Here is a 23,246-nt window from a genome sequence, read left to right as displayed (position 1 = left end):
AAAATTGAGGAAAATTGCCTGCATATCCGCACGGTTAAGCATCTTCGGCCGGGCGGCGTCTGAAGCATCAACGTAATACGCACAGCGCGTCAAAAGGTCCTTCTTGCGCTCATCAGCGGCTGGCCATTCGAAGAAGTAGGCGTGACGAACCATTTCGCTTTCACCCATACTTTGCGTGTTTAACCAAGTGTGGTAATCACCGGAACTCATCCGGAGCAGGATTTCCCGGCGGGTAATATCCCAATAAAGAATTTTTGCTCCTGGGATAATATCTGCTGCACAAATGCCAACAATGAAAGTGGGGAATTTGCTGGCTTGATCTCTCACCTGCGCGAGCTTAGCTGGATCAAGGAACTCAGTAAAGCTCCGGTGTGAGAATCGACCGAACGTGGGATCAGTTGAAATATCCGACTCGACTTGATTCATTATTTCCTTCTGAGGAATCAGGAGGTCCTCAGTACTGACAATTCGACTTTTTGGAAACCCCTGCCTCAGCGCGGAAACGATGGTCGCCGTTGACACCCCTGGATAGGTTTCAAAGGCTACGACCCGCTCCTTGACGTTTTGCTTCAACGCCTCAAGAATCTGGGCAAACCCTTGTACACCGAAAATCTTGTTATTGTTAATTTCTAATGCCGGCTGACTATCGTACAATTGCTTTTGCCTCGTTTCATTGTTATAACAATACGGTAAGCCGTTTCTTGGCATTAGGCAAGGCTTTCAATGTTATAAAAAAAGCCCTTACAGGAGCTTGGCTGAAGCTCATTGTTATAACAATGAATGGGGGAATTGTTTTGAGTTATCAGGATTCAAGACCGCTTTACGCACAGATTGCAGACGATATGCGCAAGAAGATTCATAACGGCGATTGGCCCGCTGGTGAGAAGCTGCCAACCGAAAATGGGCTGTGCACCCTCTATCACGTCAGTCGGATCACGATTCGCAAAGCAATCAATGAGCTGTCAATTGAACGATTAGTACATACGAAAAGGCCGGTCGGGACCTTTGTGAACTCTGTTTCAGAACGCAAACCCCCTCAATATACGCTGGTTAAGAGCTTTACTAAGGAAATGAGCGAACTCGGATTAAACTTCCGCACTTTTTCAGCGACGATCGAAATTTCGCACGCAGACCCTACAATGGCAGCAAATCTTCATACTTTGCCTGGAAGTAAAATTCTTGTGCTCAAGCGGCTACGCGGCACCTTAAAAGAGCCATTTGCTTACTTTGAAACCTCTTTTACCTTCTCAGAACAGTTTTCACTTGCATCAAGCGATTATTATCAGTCGTTTTATGACTACCTAAGTCAGTTCTCGATACACCCGGTCTTAAGTCAAGAATATATTGAAGCCGGTTTAGCAGATCAGCATGTGCGCAACATGCTTAGGATTAGAGAATCTGAACCAATCCTAAAACGCTATCGGTTAACGAACGACAAGGCGCATAATTTTTTTGAATTCTCTAAGTGCTACTATATTGGCTCTCAGTACCGTTATTACGTTGATTTTTCGCAAGAATAAATACGGCTATAAATCTGGATACTTTACCACCAGCCAGGCCGTCACTATTACGTCCGCTTTTCTTCTTGAATGAGGAGTTAAAATCGAAAGACAAATATTAAGTCGCTCATCTATGCTCCAAAAACGCTTCTGAAACTATGATTGGAAAAGAATACAGGCCGCCTTTCCTGGAAGTTTCAGGAAAGGCGACCTGTTCTCAGTAAAGTTTAGTTTCAAAGACACGCAAAGGGCACCACTCCCCTCGAAATGGTGTCCCCTGCCACCGGATCTCCCGGTGGCTTTTTATTGCGGGGTCATCCCCCGCCTGCTATCCCCGTCGCGTCGCCGCTTCGGGTCGCTTTATTAAGTTAGGAAAGTGATAGCAGCATCCTGCCATGCGTCCTGAAAGGACCCCACACGTTCAGGTGTGGTCTTCATAGCCAACCGATCGGCGGCTCAGCATGCCGGGTCAACCCATGGCTTGGGTCGGATTGCCCGGTAGTCAACGAGTGGTGCTGATGAGGTTGTTCCTTCCTCACCCACTCGCCATCCAAGGATAGAATAACGCCATTTAGAAAGCGCCGTCAAACATTAAATTGTGAATTTTGTAAACGATTTTGACGTTTTGTTCACAGCATTCTCATGGATAAATACAGATACGGTGCCTAAAACCATACTTTCATCCGTTTTATAGCCAATGTCCCTTGACCATCATTATTCAAGCATATTATTTTATTTTCTCCAATGCCGAGCTTACACTGACCTCAAATATCGAAAGGAGGAACCCACAATGCCTCAGGACCCGAGCATGCTTACAATCGAAGGCTGGGTCATGGATGGTCAGATAAGTTATGTCATCGATCCGGGCGGAGAGCTGGACCTGCTGCCAACGCTTGTCATATACGCAGACAGTTTTTGGAATGCCCGTGGTGAGCCGCTTTCCGTCACCAGCCAGCCAATCCAAGTCGAATTCAACCACGCAGTAGCCTGGCAGAAAACCGTGTGGACGCTGGGTGAGCGGCTGCGGGCCACCGGCCGGGTCACCGCCGTCAACATCACCAAGACCAAACAGCACCGGGCCATCCAACAGACACGCCAAGAAATCATAACGGTTGACCAGAACGCTCTGCGCGCCTTCGCCACCGGCCTCCTGCGTCGAGACAACCAGCTGGCCCGCGTCGCCAAGTGGCGCGCCGAATACTTGCGCGGAAACATTAGTCTAAACACCCTGCAAAACCAAGAGAACCGCATTTTTGCCCGCGAAGGCCGCGTCTGGCTGGAGCTTTTGGCCCGGATGCACGATAAGCAGCTGACGATAAGGCGCCAGGCGCTGCCGGCGCTTCTGGCCGGCAGTCGCACGACGTATCTGCTGCGCGCCCCCTTCGCTGTCCAACGCACGGTCGCCGCCCCACCACAGTTCATCTATCTGCGCCACAACTCGGCCGGCCAAACGGGCGCGCACGTGATCATGAAAGCCAAGCCCGCGAGCCAACCGTGATGAAAAAGCAGACGCTCGATCCGGCCAAACGCCGTGAATTATTAAACTCACTGCGCCGTTTTCGTCGCAACTGGCTGGCGGCCGGGCGCCCAGTTGACGCCCTACCGCCAGCTTCACCCAGTTTGAAAGAAAAACAACAGGCATGGCTCTCTTATGAGGAGGCACGATCATCATGACACGTTACTTTTTTTTCAGGGGCTGATCGAAGGCGGCCAAACGGCGACGATCCTGACTCAGGACGGTCGGTTCGGCGAACTCGACTTGGTCCATTACGTGCTCAAGTTTGCGGACCCAGATTTGGACAATCCGACCGACGCCCAGATCGAACGTGCAGCGCGACTGGCCGCCCCGCCAACACGCAACCAGTTTTATTTCCCCTTCGGCCGCGACATTGCTGAGTCGACCGCGCGGATCGATGAATCCGTCACTGTGACGGGGGAACCGCAACCGTTTGTGCTCTTATCACCGGCTAATCGGCACAAAGCCGAAAACGTGCGGAAAAAGATTTTTAACATGGCACAGTGGTGGCGCACGGCCGGTCAACCGTCCAGCCTGCTGCACATCAGTCTGGGCCTGGACAAGCGCTTCGCCGGCGGCCTGCTGACGTTTGCCTCTTATCAAAGTCAGTGGCGCGAGATTACGAAGGTCAACGGCAAAACGCCGCGCAATGTCAGCCACCAGCTGAGCGAGCAGAAGAGACTCTGGACCGACCTGCTCAAGCAGATGCGAGCGGACCCGACTAACACGCAGCGCTACTTGATCCTGCCGGCGCCTGGTGAGGGCATGCAGGTGGTCGAACCCATTGCCGGTCAGGAATTTCTCGATCATGACCCCGCACTTTACACCACCCCCGTCATTCGCCACGAGCAGTACCTGAAGTGGCTAAAACTGGGACAGCAGGCCCAATCTTAGCACCGGCAAAAAAATCCCTGAGTAGTGTTCAACGCACTGCTCAGGGTTTATTTTGTTTCCCGTGAAACACGCACCGGCTCGCTGATGCTCACTCGACTTGAATCGCCGCCAACGTATCGTCTCGAATACCATGGCCCACAAGCCACTGGCTAGGGGCTTGAACCAGCTGTGGGAACGCGGCAGGCCGCAAGTCGTACTCACCGGCAGCGCCTTCACCTACCGGCCGCCGCATCAACAGCACGTGCTGAAACGATAAGCCCGCAATCAGACTGGGCTTTGGGGCCCACACGAAAATGCCGTTTTCCGCTTCAGCGGTCACATTTTCAAACGTGACGTTGGCGATTGTTGACAGCGCGCTGCCAGCCTCGCGCTTGGCAACCGTGAGATAAATTGGTTCCGCGCGGCCCCACCAGTTGGGTGAAAAGCGCTTGGTCTCGACGAAACAGTGACTGAACCGAATGTGCTCCGCCCGGCCACCATCACGCAACTGGATTGCCAAGCCGCGGTTGCTGTTCAGAACTGTCAAATGGTCGAAACTCAGCCGCCTAAAATCACCAAAGCTGTTGCTGCCGACCTTCACTGCCGCGCTGGTCGACGACAGCACACAATCACTGACCTGCATGTCCTCACAGTTGCCCAGCTGGCTGGTCTCCTCAGTGCATTTGGCACAAATCGCATCATCCTGTGCTGATCAGGCAATGACTGATCCGGGTTTGGCGGCTGCGGTCGATATCGATACCATCCGTGTTCGGCATTCGGCGATCATTCAAGATCGTGACGTGCGTGATCACACTCGCCGTGCAGCCAGCCAGGTGGATTGTCCAAAATGGCACATTCAGAAGCGTCACATCACGAATCTCAAGCCCCTGCGTCTCTTGGCAGTAGATAAGCTCCGGCCGTGGATAACCGCCAGTTTTCAGGCTGCCCACTGTGGGCTGCTCAGGCAAAAGAAACCCCTGATAATTGCCATCGATGACACCTCCGCCTCTGATCGTGACATCTTTGATATTCACCCCCGCAATGACTGCTTTCAGCCCAGCAGCTGCATTTAACCGTTCAAAGGGACCCGGGCGAGAATAATACTTATCAGTCTGACCGGAAGCTTTGAGCGTGCACCCTTGGGAAATTACCAGATGCAACCCGCTGCGCAGAACAATTTTGTCGATAATCAGCCGGCCCCGATAATTGACCTCGACGACATGATCTGCCGATGCAGCGGCCGCTTGATCAATTGCCGTTTGCAACTGCGTGGTCACGTTTGCGCCGTTTTTCGGCATTGTTTCAGAGGAAAATAGTTTCATTGCCCTGCTCCTCACACAATTGTGTACTCAAGCTGAAGATTCCTTGCGTTGACCTGCCGCTCATCAATCTGCTTCAGCGGCGTCGTCAGCTCATTGTGGACCCGCACGCCGGTGACTTTCACATTCGCCGCTTCCTCCACATACAGCCAGTAGCAAGTTCCTTTCGGCACAGTCAACTTGCGCGGCACCGGTGACAGGTCGATCTCGTCGCCCAAGACACCGCGATTTTGACTGGTGATCATCGTGATTTCTGCGTCCTGAATCATGACGTCGGTAATGTTCTGTTTGGCCCCTACAATGATGATGCCAATGTTGCTGCGCAGGTTGAGATGGCTCAGTTGAATGTTAGCAATGTTCGGGAAGCGGTCGCCGCGGTCCCAGGGCTTGTCCTTCATCGCCTCATTATCGCTAGGGATTGCCTCAAGGTAAAAGGCCTCGCCGCCGCCCCACCAAGCGCCGGCTCGCGGTCGGCCGACAAACGTCAAGCCGTCAACGGTCACGTCCTTCACGTAGCCACTGTGGCACGCACTCATGACCACCCCACGGCCGGCATCACGAATCAGGCAGTTGCTGATCGTCACGCGCTTGATCTTGCTGCGCCAGCCGCCCAGCCGAATCCCTGACGAACTGGAGGACAGGATGCAGTTGGCAATGACAATGTCGCGCTCTTCCCGGACCCAATCAGTGATCCCGGTGATGGCAATGCAATCATCGCCGGTCGTAATGTTGCAACCCGTGATCTGCACCTGCCGGCAGCCGCAAAGATGAATACCGTCGTCATTTGGGACCCGCTGCGTGCTCTTGATTGTGATGTTCACCACCTTGACGTTGTCACAATCGGTCAGTACCACATCCCAGTTGCTGGCGTTGGTCAGGGTCACATCACGGATCACCAAATCATCGCACCCCTGCAGGAACGTCATGCTGGTCGGCCGGTCGTCGTGGTGTGCGGCAAACTGCTTCAGCTGTTCTGCTGAGTAGTGAGAATAATCAAAGCCTTGATTATTCGGCCGAGAAAAGTCGAAAAAGCCCATGCCGTTGTAATCAATCACGCCAGTACCGTCGATGGTGATACCCGCGGCATCTTTGGCGTGTAACAGCCCGCGCACCGGCCCCATTTCGTTATGGACCAGTCCGGTGTCAGGATAGTCTGCCAAGTCTGGTGAACCCTTCAGCACGGCATTTTCCGCCAGATGAAGGCCGACATGGGGCTTCAGTTCAAGCGAGCCACTCTGAAACACGCCGGCCGGCACGACAACTGTACCGCCAATCTTGGCCGCGGCATCGATCGCTTTCTGAATTGAGCTGGCGTTATTCTTAGCCTCAGTGCTGGCACCATAATCCGCAATATTAACGGTGTTCATGTTATTCCTCCATAAATTGACCCGAAACCACTTGATTGATCATTTTCGCGACCCCATCTTCCTCATTGCTGGCGGTGGTCAGGCGCGCAACGGCCTTCACCTCCGGAATCGCATTCGCCATCGCCACGCCGTAGCCAACATTCTTCAGCATTTCGATGTCATTTTTTTTCGTTGCCGAAACACATGCATTCTGCCGGGGTGAACCCCAAGTGCTCAGCAAGGTGCGCGATCCCCGTGTATTTCGTGATACCCTGCTGATTGCCTTCGTAGTAGTACGGGCCCGAGCGGGTAAAATGCAGCGGCAGTTTACGCATTGAGCGCGCGCACCATTCCAACGCTAACCCGTTGCCAGGCGGGGACTGTAGCGTGAATTTATAGATCCGGTAATGATCGAGCAACTCGTCTAACTCACCAATGTCGGAAACAAACCGCGGATGTCGCTCCTCAAACCGACCCCGGGCCAGGTCCGGCTGATACTCGATCTCGCTTGATCCGACACCAACTGGAGGTGGATCAAATAGTGCTTGGCCATGCGAAACGCCCACCGCGCCACCTCTTTGGGCATCGGATGATCAAAGTAGCGTGTCTGCTCCGGCCCGACCACAAGCGCCCCGTTAAGACACACCCCATAACCCGTTGTCCCCAGCCGGTCTTGGTAAAGCGCCGCAATATCAGCTGGCGTCCAGCCCGAGCATATCGCAAAGAAGCGGCCCGACCGCTGGGCAGCATGAACTGCCTCGCGGTTAGCCGCTGAGATTTGACTGTGATTATCTAAAAACGTGCCATCCAAATCAGTACCAAACAGTTTGATCATCGTGCTATTCCTCCGGCTGACTGAGACTGAAGGGCCGCTTAGTATCATCGAAACAGAATGGGTTGGGCACCGTCCCTAAGGCAAACTGCAACTGGTTCGTCTGCAGCAGCTGGTCATGGGTGATGAAGGACGTTTTGAACGGTTTCCCATCGCGCGTCAGCGAGTCCACAAACTGCTGTTGCGGATGATTCGACGAGGCGGTGATTCGCACGGTTTGACCGTTTGAAAGGTGGACCTTGGCTTCATCAAACAGGGGGATCCCGATCAGGTATTCACCGGTACCTGGGCAAAACGGATACAGCCCAAGGGCATTAAAAATGTACCAGGCCGACATACTGCCGTTGTCCTCATCGCCGGGATAACCTTTCACTCCTGCCGAAAACAGGCGCGTCATCAGCTGCTTGAGCAGCGGCTGAGCGTAATACGGTTTGCCGACAAAATGGAACAGGTATGGTAAATGGAAGCTCGGCTGATCGCCAATGTTGATTTGCCCAAACTGATTCTTGCTCATTTCGGTCATTTCGTGTGTGATGTGATCCCGTGGACCGGCATCGTAAGTGGCTGTGAGTTAGCCAACCGGGAAAGCACCGCCAGAAACGGCTGATTGCCACCGTACAGGTTAATCAGGCCCTGGATATCGTGAGGAACCGCAAAAGTCGACTGCCAAGCAGACCCTTCCGTGTAGTCCCGAGTCCAAGATGTATCCTTGAAGTCCTGGCGGAACTGACCGTCTGGCTCCTTAGCCACCATGAAACCAGCCTTTTTCGAGAAGAGCTGGCGATAGTTCAGGCCGCCCGGCCGGTATTGGTCGTAGACTTCACTGTTACCAACGATCTTAGCGACGACACTGATGCAAAAGTCGCCATAGCTGTAGTCCAGCGTATTGTTGACGGATTCGCGGATATTGCCTGGAATGTAGCCGAGCTTGCGGTAATCGTCTGCGTACCGCCGGCCCCGCATGCCCTGCGGATCCTGCTGCTCGGCTCCAGCCAACAGAGCGTCAAGAAACGCCGGCATCTTATCCTTGGCGACCGCCTTGACGGCCGCATCTGCGATCACGGCTTCAATCAGGTTGCCTGACATCCCCCCATTGTCTTGCGGGTTCAGCCACTTCGGGAGATAGCCGCTTTCCCGATAACTGTTCAGAAAACCAGAAAGAATCTGCTCGTACTCATCTGTTTCAATCAGTGAATACAGCGGATACGTCGTGCGCGCCATGTCCCAAGTCCCGGTGCCAGTGTAGAGAAAACCTGGCCGCACTTGGTTCGCATAGAGATCGCGATGCACTGGCTGACCGTTTTCGTCCAGCTCGTACATGCGCTCCGGGAACAGAAACGCGCGGTACATCATGTGGTAGAAAGTCTTCACCTGATCCTGGTTGCGACTCGTCACCTCAACCTTGACCAGCTTTTCTTGCCAAGCTTTTCGAGCCGCCTGTGCCAGCGCCGTCAAGGAGGCAGTTGGCATATTCCTTACCGCAAACTCAGGACTGATGTAAGAAGTCCCCAGTCGCAGCGTCAGAGCCTCGCTAGCCGGTGCAAAGTCCAACATCTCTTGGCCGTTTGGCAGCGTGGTCCGCTGCTCAACTGACCGACTGGCTTCAAGATGGAAGTACTGTTTAGCAGTGTGCCCGGCCAAGGCATGCCGCTGCAACGTATACCCCTCGATCACCTGCCCATCGACGCGGGTGAGCGCGCCAGTCGAAGGAAAACTGATGATCAATCCAAGGTCCGCAAACCCAGAGGTCGTCTCTAGTGCCGCGCCATACATGGTCGGCACCAAGGTCGTGGTCAGATCTGCGTTGGCCTGCCTGATCGTCAGTCGGTCGGGATGAAAGGCCGACTCAGCAGGCTCAAATGGCACGTCAATAATCCCACGGTTCGGCGTTGAAAATGGCAGCAAACCCAGGCTGCAATAATCCCCTTCCGGGCCACCCCAGACCGTCGCCTGGTGGGTCAGCCGAAACCCGTGGTAGTGCTCCGCGTCGGGGTCGAACCACCAAGCACCGCTACCGGTCTCAACCGCAAAATAATTTGCGCCGAATGGCAGGCCGGTCAGCGGCAGACAATTACCGTGAGACAGTGCAAAGGAGTTCTTCGTTCCCTGCCGCGTATCGATTTTTTTCCACATCCATTACTTCAGCCTCCACTATTTAGCCGCTTTCTCAGCTAGTTGTTGCTGCCGGAGAATCGGCATAAAGACCCCGCCAATGACACTGCGGTTATACCACTCAATGTCACGCCCAGAAACAGCATCAAACCGGTCGGAGAACGGCACGCGGTCAGGCGTTTCGTGCAAAAATTTCGCCAGTGGGGTGACAAACTGCGTAAGGTCCGCAGTCCCCACCGCCTCAGAAGCCGCCCACATCAGCCAGTCCGCCTTAACGACGGTATCTCGGCCATCTAGTGGCACGCCATAAGGCTTAAGCTCAGCCTGATAACGGTTCAACTCTCGCTGCTTCACTTCTGGCGAAATCAAATGCAAGTCAAGCAAGTCGTCCCAGATGAGGTTGTACTTGGTCGACCACGTCTCAGGCTTATCAAACGCGAGGCGGGTATCAGTTGTACTGGCCGCTTCTTGTTCCCACTGAGCCGCCATGCGTTTAGCGGCATCAATGAGTTTCCCCCGCCTCAGCAGTTAACCCCGCTTCGGTCAAGCTTTGCCCAAGCGCGCCGATTGCGAGCACGGCCTTCAAGGCCAAATTAACGTTATGGGCCAAATGACCGGAAAAGTCATCCGTGCACAGCTGATCGGCCGGATCCTGACCATTTTGAATCAGATAATCCGCCCAACTCAGCAGCTGCGCGCGATGCTGAGCCACGAACCCGTTGTGCAGCTTAGCGTCGCTGGCACAGGCCAGCAGCACCATGTCTGCGGATTCTTCAAGCGGCATCTGGTAGTACTCGCGGTACAGATCCGCATTGGCCGGGTACTGATAAAGCATCGGCACGGTATCAAAACCTTCCAGGTGAATGCCGTCGTTTGGCGTCCGCGGATGACTCAGCCCGTAAACCTGCCCGGTCGCATACGGGTACCGGCCGACATCATGCGGCGCGTACTGATACGGCCAGGCCGGTAGCGCTGCGAACCGGAACACCGGCCGCAACAAGGCCTGAACTAAGGCTGGGTTGTAGGCCAAAAACAGCGGTGAAACTGGGAAGCTGACATCGACGGTGCCAAGACACCCGTTGGAGGTGCACTCCTTGCCGAGCAGGATCGGCTGCCCGGTTTCATCCCGGATCAGTTTGTGGTCCGCAATGGCTTGCCGGTAAGCGGTTGCGCAAACCAGCCGGTAAGCATCGCCGCCCACCGTCTCGGCCTGTTGATCCAAATCCCGATCCAGTCGCTGGCAATCGGCCAAGATTTCTGGCAATTCAACCGTACGTCGATCCAGTAGTGCCGGCATCGACGGCCACTCCTGCTTCCAGTACGCAGACTGAATGTGACCGAAATAGTTGATCGACTGCACATCGTCGTAAGCAATCAGCAGGTGCCCGACCGCTTCCGCCGTGGTGGACAGATCCAGATCGCCGCGCAGCGCATGGTCCTGCCAGTCGCTGACGGCATTGACCTGACTACGCCCATCCGCCGGGCACGCGAGATACAGGTAACCCCAGTCAATGTCTGTCAAATCACCAGACCCGTTCAGCGGCGTCTGGCGAGACTTGCCAACACAGACACTTTGGCTGTTTGACATGTCGAAATGCCTCGCGGCCAGCCGGCCTGGCTCCAAGTGTTCATAGGTGATGCAGGCGTCCAGGCTGACGCTTAATTTCAGGTCGTGGGCCTGCCCGTCAAGGACCGTCGCCTTGGCGGAAAAGTAAGTGATCGGTTCGGCAATGGTTTCAAGTTTGCTCAGGTCAAAACGCTGCGCAAACCGTAGCTCAAGCGCGACCCCTGCCGCTTCAAAAGCCGCAATGGTTTGCGTGGGCTCAATGACCAAGTCACTTTGGCGCATAGCCGGCAGGTGTTCATCAGTCCCAATCACCCGCAGCGGCTGGCCGTCGATCACCAGCGTCGCCTTAATGGGCATTTTTTTACCCGTCCAGCTGACCGTGTTGACATCCGTCAGCCGGTCGGCCGGTGACCAGATCGAAAAGTACGGATCATTGACCACCAGCGGTACCGAGGGAATCCGCTCCATGCTGGGTCTTCCCTCCTTAGTCACAATAAGTCGCGTCAACGCGCAGGTGATCGCACTTGACCACTTTTTGTTCGACCTGTGTCAGCGGCTGCTGGAGGCGATTGTGAACCTTCACGCCGGTGACCTGACTGTCCTTGACTTCCTCGGCGTAGAGCAGTATTCGGCTCCTTCTGGCACCTTGATGTCACGCTGAATCGGGCTGAGCGAGATGTCATCCCCCAGCACATCGCGGTTGACGCTGTTGATCATGGTGATGTCAGCATCGGCAATGGTGAAGTCCTGGATGTTCTTCTTGTCGCCAACCATCACGATCCCAATGTTACTGATCGCGTTCAGGTGGGTCACGCGGACATTTTGAACGTTCGGGAAGACATCAGCCTGGTCAAACTGGTGGTCAGTCTGGCTGTCCAGCTTGTAAGGCACGGCGTTGACATAAATTGCTTCACCGTTGCCCCACCAAGCGCCGGCATGCGGCCGACCAACGTAGCTGAGCTGGTTGATCATGACGTTGCGCACGTATCCGGCATTGTTGGCGTTGATCAAAACGCCGCGGCTGGAATCGCTGATGGTGCAGTTGCTGATCTGAACGTGATCGATCTTGCTGCGCCAGTACCCAATGCGGATCCCTGTGGAAGACGAGGACAGCACACAGTTAGTGACCGTGATATTGCGCGTCTCGCGCTCCCAGTCGGTGATGTTGGTGATGGCGATGCAATCGTCCCCGGTTTGCAGGTCACAGTTAGCAATGACCACGTCGCGGCAGCCGCAAAGATGGATCCCATCGTCATTCGGAATGCGCTGATTGCTGGAAATCGTGAGGTTGACGATCTTGACGTGGTCACAGGCCGTCAGCACAATATCCCAGGAAGCCGCATCCTTGACGTGAACATCCTTGATGTTGAGGCCTGGGCAGTGCTGCAGGAACATCATGCTAGTCGGCCGCTCGGTGAATTTGACGGCAAACTGCTTTTTCTGGTCATCACTGTAGTTGCTGTAGTCCAACACCGGATTATTCGGCCGGGTGAAATCAAAGAAGCCCAGACCGTTGTAATCGATCAAGCCATCCCCATCGATGGTAATATTCTCAGCATCTTTGGCGTAAATCAGCCTTTGACCTTGCCAAGTTCGTTGTGTACAACCCAGTATCCGGGTAATCCGCCATGCGCGGCGAGCCCTTCAAAACCGCGCCATGGTCCAGGTGCAGCCGCACGTTAGGCTTAAGCTGCAGTGTCCCGGACACCCAGGTGCCGGCAGGAATCTCGACGGTGCCGCCATTAGTCAGCGAGTCGATGGCCTTTTGAATGGCCACCGCATTGTTATCGGCAGTCTCCTTGGCCCCAAAATCTTCGATTGATACACTCATTATTTTGCCTCCTCATCCAGCGCTGCACCGTTGGTCTTGATCACGCGCTGCAGCCAGTGGAAACTCTTCTTCGGCATCCGCTTCAAGTCGCGCAGATCGTGGTTTGTCCGGTTGACGTAAACCACGCCGTACCGCTTGCGCATGTCACCCTGTGAGCTCAGAATGTCGATCAGACCCCAGCCGAGGTAGCCGACCACCGGCACACCGTCTTCGAACATCGCGTCTCGCATGGCCTGCAAGTGCTGCTGATGGTACTGGATCCGGTAATCGTCTTGAATTTCGTGTTCACCGTCCCAGTGCTCGATCACACCGATCCCGTTTTCGATTGGGAAGATCGGTACCCGATACCGGGCGTACATCTTGTCGATAATGTCGCGGAAACCAAGCGGATCGATCTGCCAGTTCCACTCCGCCGTGGTCTTCAGGTTCGGATTGTCCTGCCCGCCTTTTTCGAGGAAGTAGGTCGGTGTCGTCCCAGCAGGGATCTTGGACGCGTTGACGGTGGTCGTCCGGTAGTAGCTGAACGGGAGAAAATCGCTGCGCGTCGGCGCGAGAAGCTCGGCGTCGCCATCGCGGAAGTCAAAGTCGATCTTGTGGTCCTTGAGGAAGGTCATGACTTCGGGAGAATACTCGCCGCGCGTGAAGACATCAAGCAAGTTGTTGTTGTAGAACTCGTCGATCTTGCGCGCCGCCAAAATGTCTTCCGGCTTGCAACTGGCTGGATAAACTTCCTGGTAAGCCAGCATCCCACCGATCTGATCGTTGGTGTGTTCGTGAATGTAGTTGGCAATTTGCGCGTGCGCCAGCATGACGTGGTGGCCGATCGTGTAAATCAGAGACTCGGTTTCCGGGGTCTTCAGGTTACCGGCAAACGTCGAGGCACCAGGCGTGTTGTACAGGTTTTGTTCATTAAAGGTCAGCCAGTACTTGACCTTGTCGCCGAACCGCTTGACCATTTCGATGCCGTACTTCACAAACGCATCGGTGACCTCGCGACTGACAAAACCGTCGTACTTTTTGGCCAACGCCAGCGGCATGTCAAAGTGGTAGAGGCATACCATCGGCTGGATGCCGCGCTTTAACAATTCATCGATAAACTTATCGTAGTAGGCGATCCCGGCCTCATTGAAGGCCCCCTGGCCATCCGGCTGAACGCGGCTCCAGGAAATCTGGAACCGGTAGCAGTTCATGCCCAGCTGCTGCATGTAGTCAAAATCTTCCTGGTAGCGATGATAGTCATCGATGGCAACTTTCCAGTCCGAGCGGTGCTCGCCGGCCGTCTTGATGTCGTACACTGACTTGCCCTTGCCGTCGCGTCCCAGCCGCCTTCTGTTTGCATGCTGGAAACCGAGTTGCCCCACAGAAAATCTTTCGGAAATGCTTTTGTCATGTGCAATTCTCCTTCGTTATATGTCCTTAAAGCAGACAAGGCCCCCAGAGATGTCATCTTTGGGAGCCTCATCGCGTTGCTAACGCTGCTTGCTCCTATTCGTTGAGTGAATACAGAGCGCGCATCAATTAGTCCTTTAATACTTTGGCGGCAAACTTCATCAGGCGCTCACCCAGTTCAATTTCGGTATTGGCCGCCATGAATTGGTCCTGCGCATGAATCAGGATGATCGATTTCTCGATCATTTTGCCGTTCATTTCATCCGTCATGAGCCCAGTTTGGATATTGTGGGCGTCATTCAACTGCTTTTTCGCCTCGTCAAGCTTGGTCTGGGCCTTCGCCTGATCGCCGGCAAAAGCGGCATCGATCGCCAGCAGCGCTGACGACTTCGCATTGCCTGCGTAGTAGATGATCTTCATTGCCACTTGTGCGTCTTCTTCGTTCATTCTGCATGCCTCCTAGCAGTGATCTTGCGAACCGTGAAGCTCGCCGGATAGTCGCTGGTTACCTGATTGTCTTGAATGGTGTAGCGATGCGCCTTGCGCGCGTCGTCAACCAGGAAGTTTTCAGGCTGGCCAGTCACTTCACCAAACTCGACAAATTCGATTGGTTCACCGTCGATGTGCTTGAGATTAGGGAGATCGTGTTTGAATGTGGGTATGGCTGACCCAGCCTTGACAAACACGGGAATATCATCAAGCGTCACCGGCAGGTCCACGACTGTGCGGCCTGTGTACCAACGGCCGCTGTGCAGCTCATACCAATCGCCGGCCGGCAGGTAAACCTGGCGCCGCGTTGCCCCTTTTTCAAGGACAGGCGCGACCAGCAAGTCACTGCCGATCAAGAATTCGTCATCCGTCTGCCGGGCGACCCGATCATCGGGGTATTCAAGCCCCAAATGCCGCATCACGGGCAAACCAGTCTGGGTGGCTTCGTACAAGGTTTGCAGATAGTATGGCGCGAGGTGGTAGCGCAGTTTGCTATAGCGACGAACCACGTCGACGGCCTTGTCGCCAAAGTACCAAGGTTCACGCGGGCTGACGCCGTGATACCGCGCCAGGGAGCAAAGCAGCCCCATCTGCGACCAGCGGATGTACAGCTCGGGATCCGGGTCCTTGCCCTTGAACCCCGAAATATCGGAGCTCCAGAGCACTTCGCCGGCAAACCCAACGGACAGCGCACCACGCAACGTAAAGCGCATGCCTTCAAAGGTGGACTCCACATCTCCGGACCAAGTCCCGGGATACTTCGTCGTACCCAGAAAACCAGGCCGCTTCCAAACCAGGCCAGTACCCTGCACTTCCTCAGTCGCCTCATAGCAGGCTTTGATGTACAAATTGATGTACATATTGTGCATGTCGACCCCGGTATAGCCATTGGCAAACAGCGCATTATCCGGAATGCGGTCGGTGTAGTCTGGCTTGACCACCCGAATGCCTAGCTTCAAAAGCCCTTTAACGTGCTCTTTCCACCAGTTATACGCATTCGGATTAGTCAAATCAGGAATCCCAACATCGCTGACCAGTCGGCGAGTGACATGTGCCACCCCGCCGCTAGTCGTTTTGACTAGGTAGCCTTTTTGCTCGGCTTCGCGGTACGCATCCGTGTTCGGCGGCAGGTACGGGTTCAACCAAATGCTGGTCCCGATGCCTTCGTCCCACAGCTCCTGATACATTTGCTTGGGCTCTGGCCAGTCCTTGTCGTCCCATTCGAAATCGCAGCAATCAACCCAGTACTTGGGGTACCAGTAGTTCTTGCCCCAGGCCACATCGTTGTGCAGCATATCGAACGGCAAGTCGTGGGCCTTTAAGTCCTTGGCAACTTGTAGGAACTCGTTGCGGTTCTGGTAAGCACAGCGGCTGTACCAAACGCCAAGTGTCCACGGCGCTGGCATCCCCGGCCGGCCAACGATCTGACTTTCAGTGCCAATCAGGTCCTTCAGCGTTTTCCCAAAGAACAGGTAAGCATTCAGAATCGGGCTTTCTGACATCACCGTTGCCGATGAGTAGCAGAAGTTTCCGATATCCACTTGTTGCGCCGAGCGGTCGCCAGCATCAGCCAAACCCTGCCGTTGAAAGCAGTACAGGATAATCCTTATACGCAAGGTCTGTGCTGTTTGACCCATCCGCGTCCATGGCCCAGGAAACACTTCTGGTCTGGCTTTTTTTCGACCCGGCCGAATTTCTCACCCAAGCCGTAGAACGCGTCGCCGTTATCGATATCCCATGAAAGAAAAGCATCGCGGTCCCCGTTTTCGTGGACGCGCTGGCCCAGCTGGGGTAACAAACTGACGGGAAATCTTTTTAGTCGATGTCTTGAAAACGCGCTTGGCACCGACAAACGCCTGCAGGCAAAAGTCCTGCCGCGCGATCTCAACATGTGTCATCTTGCACGTTAGCGTAATCGTCTTCGCATCGGCGTCAACAGTGGGCGCAATGAAGCGCTCAAAGGCAGGTTCGATGTAATTGCTATCAGGCAACTCAGCGTTAGCCACAGCCGTATCGAAATGAATCTTGACCACCTTTGCGTTCACAAAAGCGATACTGAGAACACATTCCTTGCCTGAAACCAACGTCACCGGAACGTGAACGACATTCCGCGGATCGACTGTCGGTTCACCAGCAGTTTCAGCAAAATCGTAATCCATCCCGTGCTTATAAAAGATTCTGTCGTCATCTTGATAGTCCCAGTTATTGATGGGCTTGTTGATGATCTTTTCTTCCAAGAGTGTGAGCTCCTCTCAATTAAACCAAATGATTATTGTGCCTTGACCTTCATGCTTGGACCAACGTCCTCGCCGGCAGCGATTTTGGCCGCCCGCTCCTCGTTGATCGAATCGTTGATCTTAACAAATGGCATATAAAGCGCAATGGTCATTGCCGTTGCTAAGATCTGGTAAGCGGCACCGGTCCAACTGCCAGAATACAGCAGCCCGGAAAGAACCGGCGGCACCGTCCAAGGAACATTGTTGACAATGATTGGAATCAACCCCGCTTTAGTCAACCAGTATGCGATCCAGAAGTTGGTCTGCCAGGACAGCATGTAAGGAATGAAGTAAATCGGGTTCAGGATAATTGGCAGGCCATAAGTCGTTGGCTCACTAATGTTGAAGATCCCTGGCGCAATCGCAACTTTGGCAACCGCGCGCTGGTCCTTCGCTTCCCAAAGATCAGAACGGCGAGAATCGGGCCAAGGGTCAAAGTCCCTGAAGAAACAACACTGAAGTTCATGAACAGGGTGGTGTAAATGTGGTGCGCCTTGCCAAGAATGTTTTCATTATCGTTGATGTTCCAGGTCAGGCCATCGATTGGGCCCCAAACAGAAGTGCCGTGAATCCCGAACCACTGAAGCAATGGCTGCGTTAAAATTTGAATTTCAGCAAAGAATGGCGTTGAAGCCGCAGCCAGCGCTGGCTTTTGCAGGCCGGCGATAATTGCTTCTGGTAAGGTCGTGTGGAAGGCCCCAAAAATCGAAGCGATCACGATCGACATGCCGATTGCCGCGGCGCCAGGAATCAAGGATTCAAAACTGTGGGCAACCGCTGGTGGCACTGAATCTGGCATCGTAATCACGATGTGGTGTTCCTGCAGCACGTTGAAGATCCAGAACGTCAAGCCGGCCATAATTAAGCCGGTGAAGATCCCATCCTGGCCCAAGAAGGTCGGGTTCAGGGTGTTGATCAAAGTAGCGGTTTTGCCTGAAGCTGTGGTACCGGTGTAGTTGTATGGCAGAACAATGAAGAAATCGGCCAATGCGTAGAGACTGACCATGATTGGTTCCTTATTGCTACGGAAGAACCGCCGCGTCCCGAAGAACGCAAACCCGGCAACGATCAGGACAGCGTTCAGGTTCATGGTCCCGTTTGAAACCAGCCCGAACACCCCTTGCAGCTTAACTAACTCTTTGGCAAAGCCAGAAGCCAGCCAAGCTTTATTACTACCACCAGCGATCAGTTGTCCTAAGTGCAACCCCTGAGCCCCAAAAATCAACCCATTGGCTGGATCCAGAATAACGGAACTGATCATGATGGCGAAACCAGCGATCATCAGTGGCGTGGAGGCCATGATGAAGGTATCACGAAGAGTTAACAGGAACTTGTTGCCGGCAATCTTACCCATGTATTTGGTAAGGATCTGCTGGGCTTTTTGCAGTCCTGTTTGCTGCTTCTTATTATCCATGCTGTTCGCCTACTTTCGAAAAATTGCTAAATTATATTACTTACCACTATCAATAAACTGTTGAACCGCCTTACCAACTACTTCACCATTCATTGACCCAAACTGATCCAGGGTCAACGCCATGACTTTGGCGTTCGGATAATCCTTGACGGTATCGTCATAAGCCAGCCGACTTGCGGTGCGAGCACGATCACGTCGCTTTCGTCACCTTCGTCAAGCAACTGGGAAAAATCATACGCTTCAACGTCGTAGTCCTTGCCTTGAGCTTCGTAATACTTCTTCATCTTGGCTGCGACAAGGCTGGTAGACATCCCGGCATTGCAAAACAATGAAATCTTCATGTTAATTTCCTCCTGTCTGTTTCCGCTTTCAACAGGTACATTGTAGAGCGCTTTCTTTTAAACGTAAAGACCTTTTTTTTAAAAAGACGTGTCTTTTGCTTTTTTTGGTGCCGTCATGTCAAACTTAAACTATAATGAATTGAGCAGAGCATTCAATGGATAAAAAGAAAGCGTGGTGTGCATTCGATGGCTGACGATCTAACCAAATATGAGCAGATTGCCTATGATGTCCGCAAGAAAATATTGAGTGGCTTGTACAAGAAAAACCAGCAGCTCCCTTTGGAACGCGATATGGAGATTCAGTACGACGTCAGCCGGACGACCATCAAGAAAGCCATCGACATGCTGGTCCAAGAGGGCTACGTGGTCAAGCGGCGCGGCGCCGGCACCTTCGTTAAGGAATTCAACATGGATGACCTTGGCGACGAAGCCACGAGTCCCATTCAGTACCGCGGCTTTACCGAAAAGCACCCCGACCAGGCGGTATCCAGCGACGTGCTTTATTTCAACATCGAGCAAGCAGACGAAGACATCGCCACCAAGCTGAATATCAAGCCGCGTGAGTTTGTCTACCACTTGGTGCGCGTGCGCAAAGTGAATAAAGCGCCGGTGACGTTTCAACGCACCTTCATCCCCATTAGTCTGCTGATGGGCCTGCGATTCGATAATGTGGTCGACTCGCTGTACACCTTTGCAGAGGAAAGCGGCGGGGTCAAGATCCAAAGCGCACACGAAAATATCTCCGCGGTCATGCCGACCGAGGAAGAAGCCAAGCAGCTCCAGATCCCCCAGACGCTGCCGCTGCTGCAAATCGAATCTCAAGTGTTCCTCGACACCGGTCAGGTCTTTGAATACACGATTTCCCGGTATCGCTCCGACAAGCACACCTTCCACACCGTTGAAATGCGGTAACCGACAAACAAAGAAAGAAGCCCCAACATGAGAATTTTAAATATTGGCATCGCGTCGTGATGATCCTGCTAAGCGTCTGGGCCGGCCGTCACACCATGTACTACTACCGGCGCGTTAAGCCCGACCTCAAGCAGAACGACGGGGCCTTGATCCGGATGATGGGCATTGGGCTCCGGGCCAGCCTCACCGTATTTCTGTTGGCCATTGCGGTGGCCCTGCTGCTCAATTTATCGTAATCTGACTTGCTGGCTGGATTTAGGATTGCGAACACGCGCCACACCACGCCAATAGCGGAACAGAAGCTGAAATCATGTACAGATATCAGGAAATCACTGAATCATTAAAGAAAATGTTCACCGATGGCACCTACGCCCCAGGCGATCCTCTGCCCAGTCAGGAATGGCTGGCCCAGCACTTTCACACGACGCGGCAAACGATCCACAAGGCGCTCCAGTCGCTGATGATGGACGGCGTTGTTTATTCGAAGCGCGGTGCGGGGACCTTTTTGCGGAAGGATTTTCGGCCTGAGCAGTCCGCTGTGACACCGCTGACCCGACCGGTCGGCACCACCGAGACCATGAAGGGCCACAAGGTGACCAGTAAGGTCCTGAGCTTCTCCGCGCGGCTAGCCAACAAGGACGAGCAGCGCGCGCTGATGATTGGCGCCGCCGACCCCGTGTACGTCATCGAGCGGGTCCGCTATGTCGATGGCCGCACGTACTCTTATGAACACACCATCATGCCCGTCGCAATCATGACGCTCACGGAAAAGATCCTGGAGGGGTCGATCTACGCGGCGCTCAAGGCCCACGGTGTGCGGATCGCCGGCTCGCACCGCAAGGTCTTTGCCATTAAAGCCACTGCCAAGGACGTTGACGCGCTGGGCGCCAAGCTGCACGATCCGGTCCTGGCCATTAAGCAGGTCAATTACACCGATGAGGGTAAGCCCTTCGACTACTCTGAGGTCCATTTTCCGTATGAGACGACCCGGGTCAGCGCCGAGATCAAAATTGCACCGTTCCCAATGAAAAAAAACGAGTCGCCGCACGAGCAACAAAAAGCGCCCCGCAACCAGTAAAACTGAGTGAAAAGCCAAGATTGAAAATTAGTCAGCCCGCCCCCATGTTTCACATGAAACTTTCACGACATCATGAAAATAGTCCGGTTCCCTCGCACTGACGCCTGCATTCAGGTATCACCGCGTTGGCAACCGGACTATTTTAGTTTTTTTAGCGGCCGCTCTTGGCCATCGACGCGCACTGTCAGCGGCGTCCCTTCGACCAGGTCAACGACCGTTTTGTTGTGCGTCAGTGTCAGCCGCAAGTGTCGGCCCTGGTACTGCAGGTTGATCACCAGCTTGCGCCAGGCTTTCGGCAGGTGATTTTCGATCACCAGCTGACCGCTGCGGCGCCGAACGCCGGCGAACCCGGTGACGACGCTGAGCCAGCTGCCGCCCAAGTTGGCGACGTGCAGCCCGTCGGTGGCGTTGCCCTGCAAGTCGATGAGATCCATTCGCACCGTGTCCATGAAGTAATCGTAGGCGCGCTTTTCGTCGCCCATGCGCGCCGCCAGCGCACTGAAAATCGAGCGAGACAGCGACGAGTCGTGCGTCGTGATTTTTCGTAATACGCGTACTCGCGCCTCAGCTGACCGCCGGAACGTCATCGAACAGGTAATCCGCCAGCAGCGTGTCGGCCTGCTTGTTGACCTGGTAACGGTATAACGTCAGCGGGTGATAGTGCAACAGCAGCGGATACTTATCCTTGGGCGTGTCGGCAAACGGCCAAATCGGTTTCTTGAACGCCTCGTCATCCTGCGCATTGATGCCAAGCTGCGCGTCAAAGGGCAGCTCAACTGCCGCGGCCGCCTTCGCCATCGCCGTCAGCGTTGCGTCATCCAGGCCGAATTGTTGGGCTTCTTCAGGAAAGCGCCGGCCCCAGTCGACCGCTAAGCTCAGATTGTGCTTCGCCATGCGGTTGGTGTAGTAATTGTTGTTGACCATCGCGGAATACTCATCGGGGCCGGTCACGTCAAAGAAGCAGAACCGCTGCTTGCCGTCGACCGGACTCCACGCGCCAAAATGCAGCCAAAACTTCGCGGTTTCGGCAATGATCTCGAGCCCACACGCATGCAGAAACGTCTCGTCCCCGGTGACTTGCACGTAACGGTCCACCGCGTACGCAATGTCGGCATCGATGTGGAACTGCGCGGTGCTGGCGGGAAAGTACGCGCTGGCTTCTTCACCGTTGATCGTCCGCCAGGAAAACAGCGCGCCATCCTTGACACCGACAATCCGCGCCTGCTTTTTGGCCTGCGGCAGGACGTGATACCGGTACGTCAGCAGTGCTTTGGCAATGTCCGGCGTCGCGTAGGTGTAAAACGGCAGCATGTACATCTCGGTGTCCCAGAAGTAGTGGCCCTCGTAGCCGACGCCGGACACGCCCTTGGCGGCAACGTTGGTCAAGCCCCCGCGGCCCGCCGAGCTGACCAGCTGAAACAGGTTGAAGTGCAGTGCGCGGTTCAGCGCCGGGGCGCCTTCGATCTGCACGTCGGCCTTGGCCCAGAAGTCGGTCCAAAACTGCTTGGCATCGGCCTGCAAGGCGTCTGGCGTGACGCGCTTGCGCGACGCCTGGCGATTGATCCGCGACACGGACGCAATCACTGCCCGCGTCAGCACCTGCTCTGGCACGATTGGCTGCACGCGGTCCAACCCGTCCTGGCAGGCCAGCTTCAGTGTGATCTGCTGGCCGCTGGTTGGCGCCTTGATCCGCATGGTTTCACTGACGGCATCCTTTTGCGTCGCGCTGACTTGCAGCGTATGAATCGGTCGCGGCTGCCGCGGGTCATCAGTGGCGGCGCCAAACACCGGCATTGTCAGGTGATTCGACACCGTCAGCAGGCCGCGATAATCGACCGATCTAAGTTGATACGTGATCAAAGCAAACTGGTCGAGCGTTTGTCCCAACACGCTGACCACGGTCAGTTCCAGGCGGCTGCCTGAAGGATCGCGCAGCGGCCATACCCCGCGCAGCTCACCACTGGCCAAGTCGAATTTCAGGCTGCTCGGCGCCTCGGCCAAAAATGGCTGCTCTTCGGCGTTGCGAATGCTCATCCGCCGCAGATCCGGCAGGAGCACCGCCGTTTGGTTATTCTCCGCGTACCGAAGGCCTTTTCACCGTACTGGATCGGCGAGCTTTCGTAAAATCCGTTCACGATCGTCCCGCCGCTTTCGGCGTCGGTCGGGGCGCTCGCCCGCATGCCGAAGTGCCCGTTGCCTTGCGCAAAAATGGTCGCTAAATACGCCGGCTTTTGGGAAGACACATCGGCTAGCGTCATCATTTTGGATAAATCCTTCATAACTTCACTCCCGTCTATCGCCTCGGGTGCTGCTCACGAAAACCCAGCCGCACACAGAGGCCTCACCTAAAAGTGTAGCACGCTGAGCCGGCACTGTTCGCGATGCAAGGTCTCCAAATCAACCTCACCTCCACCGGCCTTCCCCCAATCAAAAAAACACCCGTCAAAATGAA

At 54.6% G+C, this 23,246-nt stretch carries 29 protein-coding genes and 1 pseudogene; 7 read left to right on the top strand and 23 right to left on the bottom strand.

What is annotated here, in order from left to right:
- A partial coding sequence (locus JCM13995_RS07835) for a DUF8485 domain-containing protein (RefSeq protein ID WP_156314378.1) occupies positions 1 to 654 on the bottom strand: 654 nt, incomplete at its 3' end.
- A 47-nt stretch (positions 655 to 701) separates the two neighbouring features.
- Here JCM13995_RS07835 and JCM13995_RS07830 point away from each other — a divergent pair.
- The 4 genes from JCM13995_RS07830 (at position 702) to JCM13995_RS07820 (ending at position 3,909) form a co-directional block, all read left to right on the top strand.
- Positions 702 to 1,520: a GntR family transcriptional regulator gene (locus JCM13995_RS07830; RefSeq protein ID WP_162230923.1), complete on the top strand. Its 819-nt coding sequence runs from the start codon at positions 702 to 704 to the stop codon at positions 1,518 to 1,520.
- Between the two features lie 769 nt (positions 1,521 to 2,289).
- On the top strand, positions 2,290 to 2,997 hold the full coding sequence (locus tag JCM13995_RS07825) for a hypothetical protein (RefSeq protein ID WP_054664295.1): 708 nt from the start codon (positions 2,290 to 2,292) through the stop codon (positions 2,995 to 2,997).
- Entirely contained in the window at positions 2,997 to 3,173 is a 177-nt protein-coding gene (locus JCM13995_RS14455) for a hypothetical protein (RefSeq protein ID WP_156314377.1), read from the top strand. Before JCM13995_RS07825 ends, JCM13995_RS14455 begins: the two co-directional genes overlap by 1 nt.
- Positions 3,151 to 3,909 carry a hypothetical protein gene (locus JCM13995_RS07820; protein ID WP_054664292.1) on the top strand — a complete coding sequence of 253 codons (759 nt, stop codon included), beginning with the start codon at positions 3,151 to 3,153 and terminating at the stop codon, positions 3,907 to 3,909. The genes JCM13995_RS14455 and JCM13995_RS07820 overlap by 23 nt, the downstream gene beginning before the upstream one ends.
- 88 nt (positions 3,910 to 3,997) lie before the next feature.
- On the opposite strand, the gene JCM13995_RS07815 is transcribed toward JCM13995_RS07820, so the two are convergent.
- The 19 genes and pseudogenes from JCM13995_RS07815 to JCM13995_RS07740 form a co-directional block, all read right to left on the bottom strand.
- Complete coding sequence (locus JCM13995_RS07815) at positions 3,998 to 4,531, bottom strand: glycoside hydrolase family protein (protein WP_054664288.1); 534 nt, start codon at positions 4,529 to 4,531, stop codon at positions 3,998 to 4,000.
- A 55-nt stretch (positions 4,532 to 4,586) separates the two neighbouring features.
- A complete protein-coding gene (locus JCM13995_RS07810; protein ID WP_054664285.1) occupies positions 4,587 to 5,210 on the bottom strand; it encodes a glycosyl hydrolase family 28 protein in 624 nt (207 codons plus the stop codon).
- An 11-nt stretch (positions 5,211 to 5,221) separates the two neighbouring features.
- On the bottom strand, positions 5,222 to 6,574 hold the full coding sequence (locus JCM13995_RS07805) for a glycoside hydrolase family 28 protein (protein WP_054664282.1): 1,353 nt from the start codon (positions 6,572 to 6,574) through the stop codon (positions 5,222 to 5,224).
- A 1-nt stretch (position 6,575) separates the two neighbouring features.
- Complete coding sequence (locus JCM13995_RS16970; RefSeq protein WP_162230922.1) at positions 6,576 to 6,794, bottom strand: HAD hydrolase family protein; 219 nt, start codon at positions 6,792 to 6,794, stop codon at positions 6,576 to 6,578.
- Positions 6,733 to 6,888, bottom strand: coding sequence for an HAD hydrolase family protein (locus JCM13995_RS16965; RefSeq protein ID WP_156314375.1), 156 nt, complete (start codon positions 6,886 to 6,888; stop codon positions 6,733 to 6,735). Before JCM13995_RS16965 ends, JCM13995_RS16970 begins: the two co-directional genes overlap by 62 nt.
- 89 nt (positions 6,889 to 6,977) lie before the next feature.
- The gene (locus tag JCM13995_RS07795) at positions 6,978 to 7,388 is read right to left on the bottom strand and encodes an HAD family hydrolase (RefSeq protein ID WP_054664279.1); all 411 of its coding nucleotides are present in this window, start codon (positions 7,386 to 7,388) and stop codon (positions 6,978 to 6,980) included.
- Between the two features lie 4 nt (positions 7,389 to 7,392).
- Positions 7,393 to 7,899 (bottom strand): glycoside hydrolase domain-containing protein, encoded by a 507-nt coding sequence (locus JCM13995_RS16960; protein WP_263849613.1) that lies wholly within the window; start codon positions 7,897 to 7,899, stop codon positions 7,393 to 7,395.
- 5 nt (positions 7,900 to 7,904) lie between these two features.
- Positions 7,905 to 9,518: a glycoside hydrolase domain-containing protein gene (locus JCM13995_RS16955; protein WP_263849612.1), complete on the bottom strand. Its 1,614-nt coding sequence runs from the start codon at positions 9,516 to 9,518 to the stop codon at positions 7,905 to 7,907.
- An 18-nt stretch (positions 9,519 to 9,536) separates the two neighbouring features.
- Positions 9,537 to 9,986, bottom strand: coding sequence for a DUF1793 domain-containing protein (locus JCM13995_RS07785; protein ID WP_054664277.1), 450 nt, complete (start codon positions 9,984 to 9,986; stop codon positions 9,537 to 9,539).
- A 13-nt stretch (positions 9,987 to 9,999) separates the two neighbouring features.
- Complete coding sequence (locus JCM13995_RS07780) at positions 10,000 to 11,556, bottom strand: glutaminase domain-containing protein (protein WP_263849611.1); 1,557 nt, start codon at positions 11,554 to 11,556, stop codon at positions 10,000 to 10,002.
- An 87-nt stretch (positions 11,557 to 11,643) separates the two neighbouring features.
- Positions 11,644 to 12,606 carry a glycosyl hydrolase family 28 protein gene (locus tag JCM13995_RS07775; RefSeq protein WP_263849615.1) on the bottom strand — a complete coding sequence of 321 codons (963 nt, stop codon included), beginning with the start codon at positions 12,604 to 12,606 and terminating at the stop codon, positions 11,644 to 11,646.
- A gap of 10 nt (positions 12,607 to 12,616) precedes the next feature.
- A complete protein-coding gene (locus JCM13995_RS07770; protein ID WP_054664268.1) occupies positions 12,617 to 12,895 on the bottom strand; it encodes a hypothetical protein in 279 nt (92 codons plus the stop codon).
- Positions 12,895 to 14,256, bottom strand: a complete 1,362-nt coding sequence (locus JCM13995_RS07765; RefSeq protein WP_439645208.1) for a glycoside hydrolase family 1 protein — start codon at positions 14,254 to 14,256, stop codon at positions 12,895 to 12,897. The genes JCM13995_RS07770 and JCM13995_RS07765 overlap by 1 nt, the downstream gene beginning before the upstream one ends.
- 157 nt (positions 14,257 to 14,413) lie before the next feature.
- Positions 14,414 to 14,731: a PTS lactose/cellobiose transporter subunit IIA gene (locus JCM13995_RS07760; protein WP_054664265.1), complete on the bottom strand. Its 318-nt coding sequence runs from the start codon at positions 14,729 to 14,731 to the stop codon at positions 14,414 to 14,416.
- Positions 14,728 to 16,347: a TIM-barrel domain-containing protein gene (locus tag JCM13995_RS07755; RefSeq protein ID WP_054664262.1), complete on the bottom strand. Its 1,620-nt coding sequence runs from the start codon at positions 16,345 to 16,347 to the stop codon at positions 14,728 to 14,730. The genes JCM13995_RS07760 and JCM13995_RS07755 overlap by 4 nt, the downstream gene beginning before the upstream one ends.
- Before the next feature lie 150 nt (positions 16,348 to 16,497).
- Positions 16,498 to 17,010 carry a hypothetical protein gene (locus tag JCM13995_RS07750; protein WP_054664259.1) on the bottom strand — a complete coding sequence of 171 codons (513 nt, stop codon included), beginning with the start codon at positions 17,008 to 17,010 and terminating at the stop codon, positions 16,498 to 16,500.
- Positions 17,011 to 17,042: 32 nt separating this feature from the next.
- Positions 17,043 to 17,327, bottom strand: a complete 285-nt coding sequence (locus tag JCM13995_RS16950) for a hypothetical protein (protein ID WP_263849617.1) — start codon at positions 17,325 to 17,327, stop codon at positions 17,043 to 17,045.
- Between the two features lie 54 nt (positions 17,328 to 17,381).
- Positions 17,382 to 18,139: pseudogene (locus JCM13995_RS07745) on the bottom strand (PTS transporter subunit EIIC); the annotation flags it as partial.
- A gap of 437 nt (positions 18,140 to 18,576) precedes the next feature.
- Positions 18,577 to 18,804, bottom strand: a complete 228-nt coding sequence (locus JCM13995_RS07740) for a PTS sugar transporter subunit IIB (RefSeq protein ID WP_225350791.1) — start codon at positions 18,802 to 18,804, stop codon at positions 18,577 to 18,579.
- Positions 18,805 to 18,990: 186 nt separating this feature from the next.
- On the opposite strand from JCM13995_RS07740, the gene JCM13995_RS07735 reads away from it, so the two are divergent.
- The 3 genes from JCM13995_RS07735 to JCM13995_RS07730 all read left to right on the top strand — a co-directional run bounded on the left by JCM13995_RS07735 (position 18,991) and on the right by JCM13995_RS07730 (position 20,794).
- The gene (locus JCM13995_RS07735; protein WP_054664256.1) at positions 18,991 to 19,716 is read left to right on the top strand and encodes a GntR family transcriptional regulator; all 726 of its coding nucleotides are present in this window, start codon (positions 18,991 to 18,993) and stop codon (positions 19,714 to 19,716) included.
- A gap of 59 nt (positions 19,717 to 19,775) precedes the next feature.
- A complete protein-coding gene (locus JCM13995_RS14445; protein WP_156314374.1) occupies positions 19,776 to 19,952 on the top strand; it encodes a hypothetical protein in 177 nt (58 codons plus the stop codon).
- 74 nt (positions 19,953 to 20,026) lie between these two features.
- Positions 20,027 to 20,794, top strand: coding sequence for a GntR family transcriptional regulator (locus tag JCM13995_RS07730; protein ID WP_082397769.1), 768 nt, complete (start codon positions 20,027 to 20,029; stop codon positions 20,792 to 20,794).
- Between the two features lie 137 nt (positions 20,795 to 20,931).
- Here JCM13995_RS07730 and JCM13995_RS16945 read toward each other — a convergent pair whose 3' ends face one another.
- The 3 genes from JCM13995_RS16945 to JCM13995_RS07715 are packed head-to-tail and all read right to left on the bottom strand — an operon-like array spanning position 20,932 to position 23,073.
- Positions 20,932 to 21,381: a glycosyl hydrolase family 65 domain-containing protein gene (locus JCM13995_RS16945; RefSeq protein WP_082397768.1), complete on the bottom strand. Its 450-nt coding sequence runs from the start codon at positions 21,379 to 21,381 to the stop codon at positions 20,932 to 20,934.
- The gene (locus JCM13995_RS07720; protein ID WP_156314372.1) at positions 21,359 to 22,852 is read right to left on the bottom strand and encodes a glycoside hydrolase family 65 protein; all 1,494 of its coding nucleotides are present in this window, start codon (positions 22,850 to 22,852) and stop codon (positions 21,359 to 21,361) included. The genes JCM13995_RS16945 and JCM13995_RS07720 overlap by 23 nt, the downstream gene beginning before the upstream one ends.
- The gene (locus tag JCM13995_RS07715) at positions 22,825 to 23,073 is read right to left on the bottom strand and encodes a hypothetical protein (protein WP_054664247.1); all 249 of its coding nucleotides are present in this window, start codon (positions 23,071 to 23,073) and stop codon (positions 22,825 to 22,827) included. The genes JCM13995_RS07720 and JCM13995_RS07715 overlap by 28 nt, the downstream gene beginning before the upstream one ends.
- Positions 23,074 to 23,246 lie beyond the last annotated feature (173 nt).

Origin of the sequence: Lacticaseibacillus camelliae DSM 22697 = JCM 13995, assembly GCF_001311195.1 — a bacterium.
Lineage (GTDB): Bacteria > Bacillota > Bacilli > Lactobacillales > Lactobacillaceae > Lacticaseibacillus > Lacticaseibacillus camelliae.
This window is presented reverse-complemented; position numbering and strand designations above follow the sequence as displayed.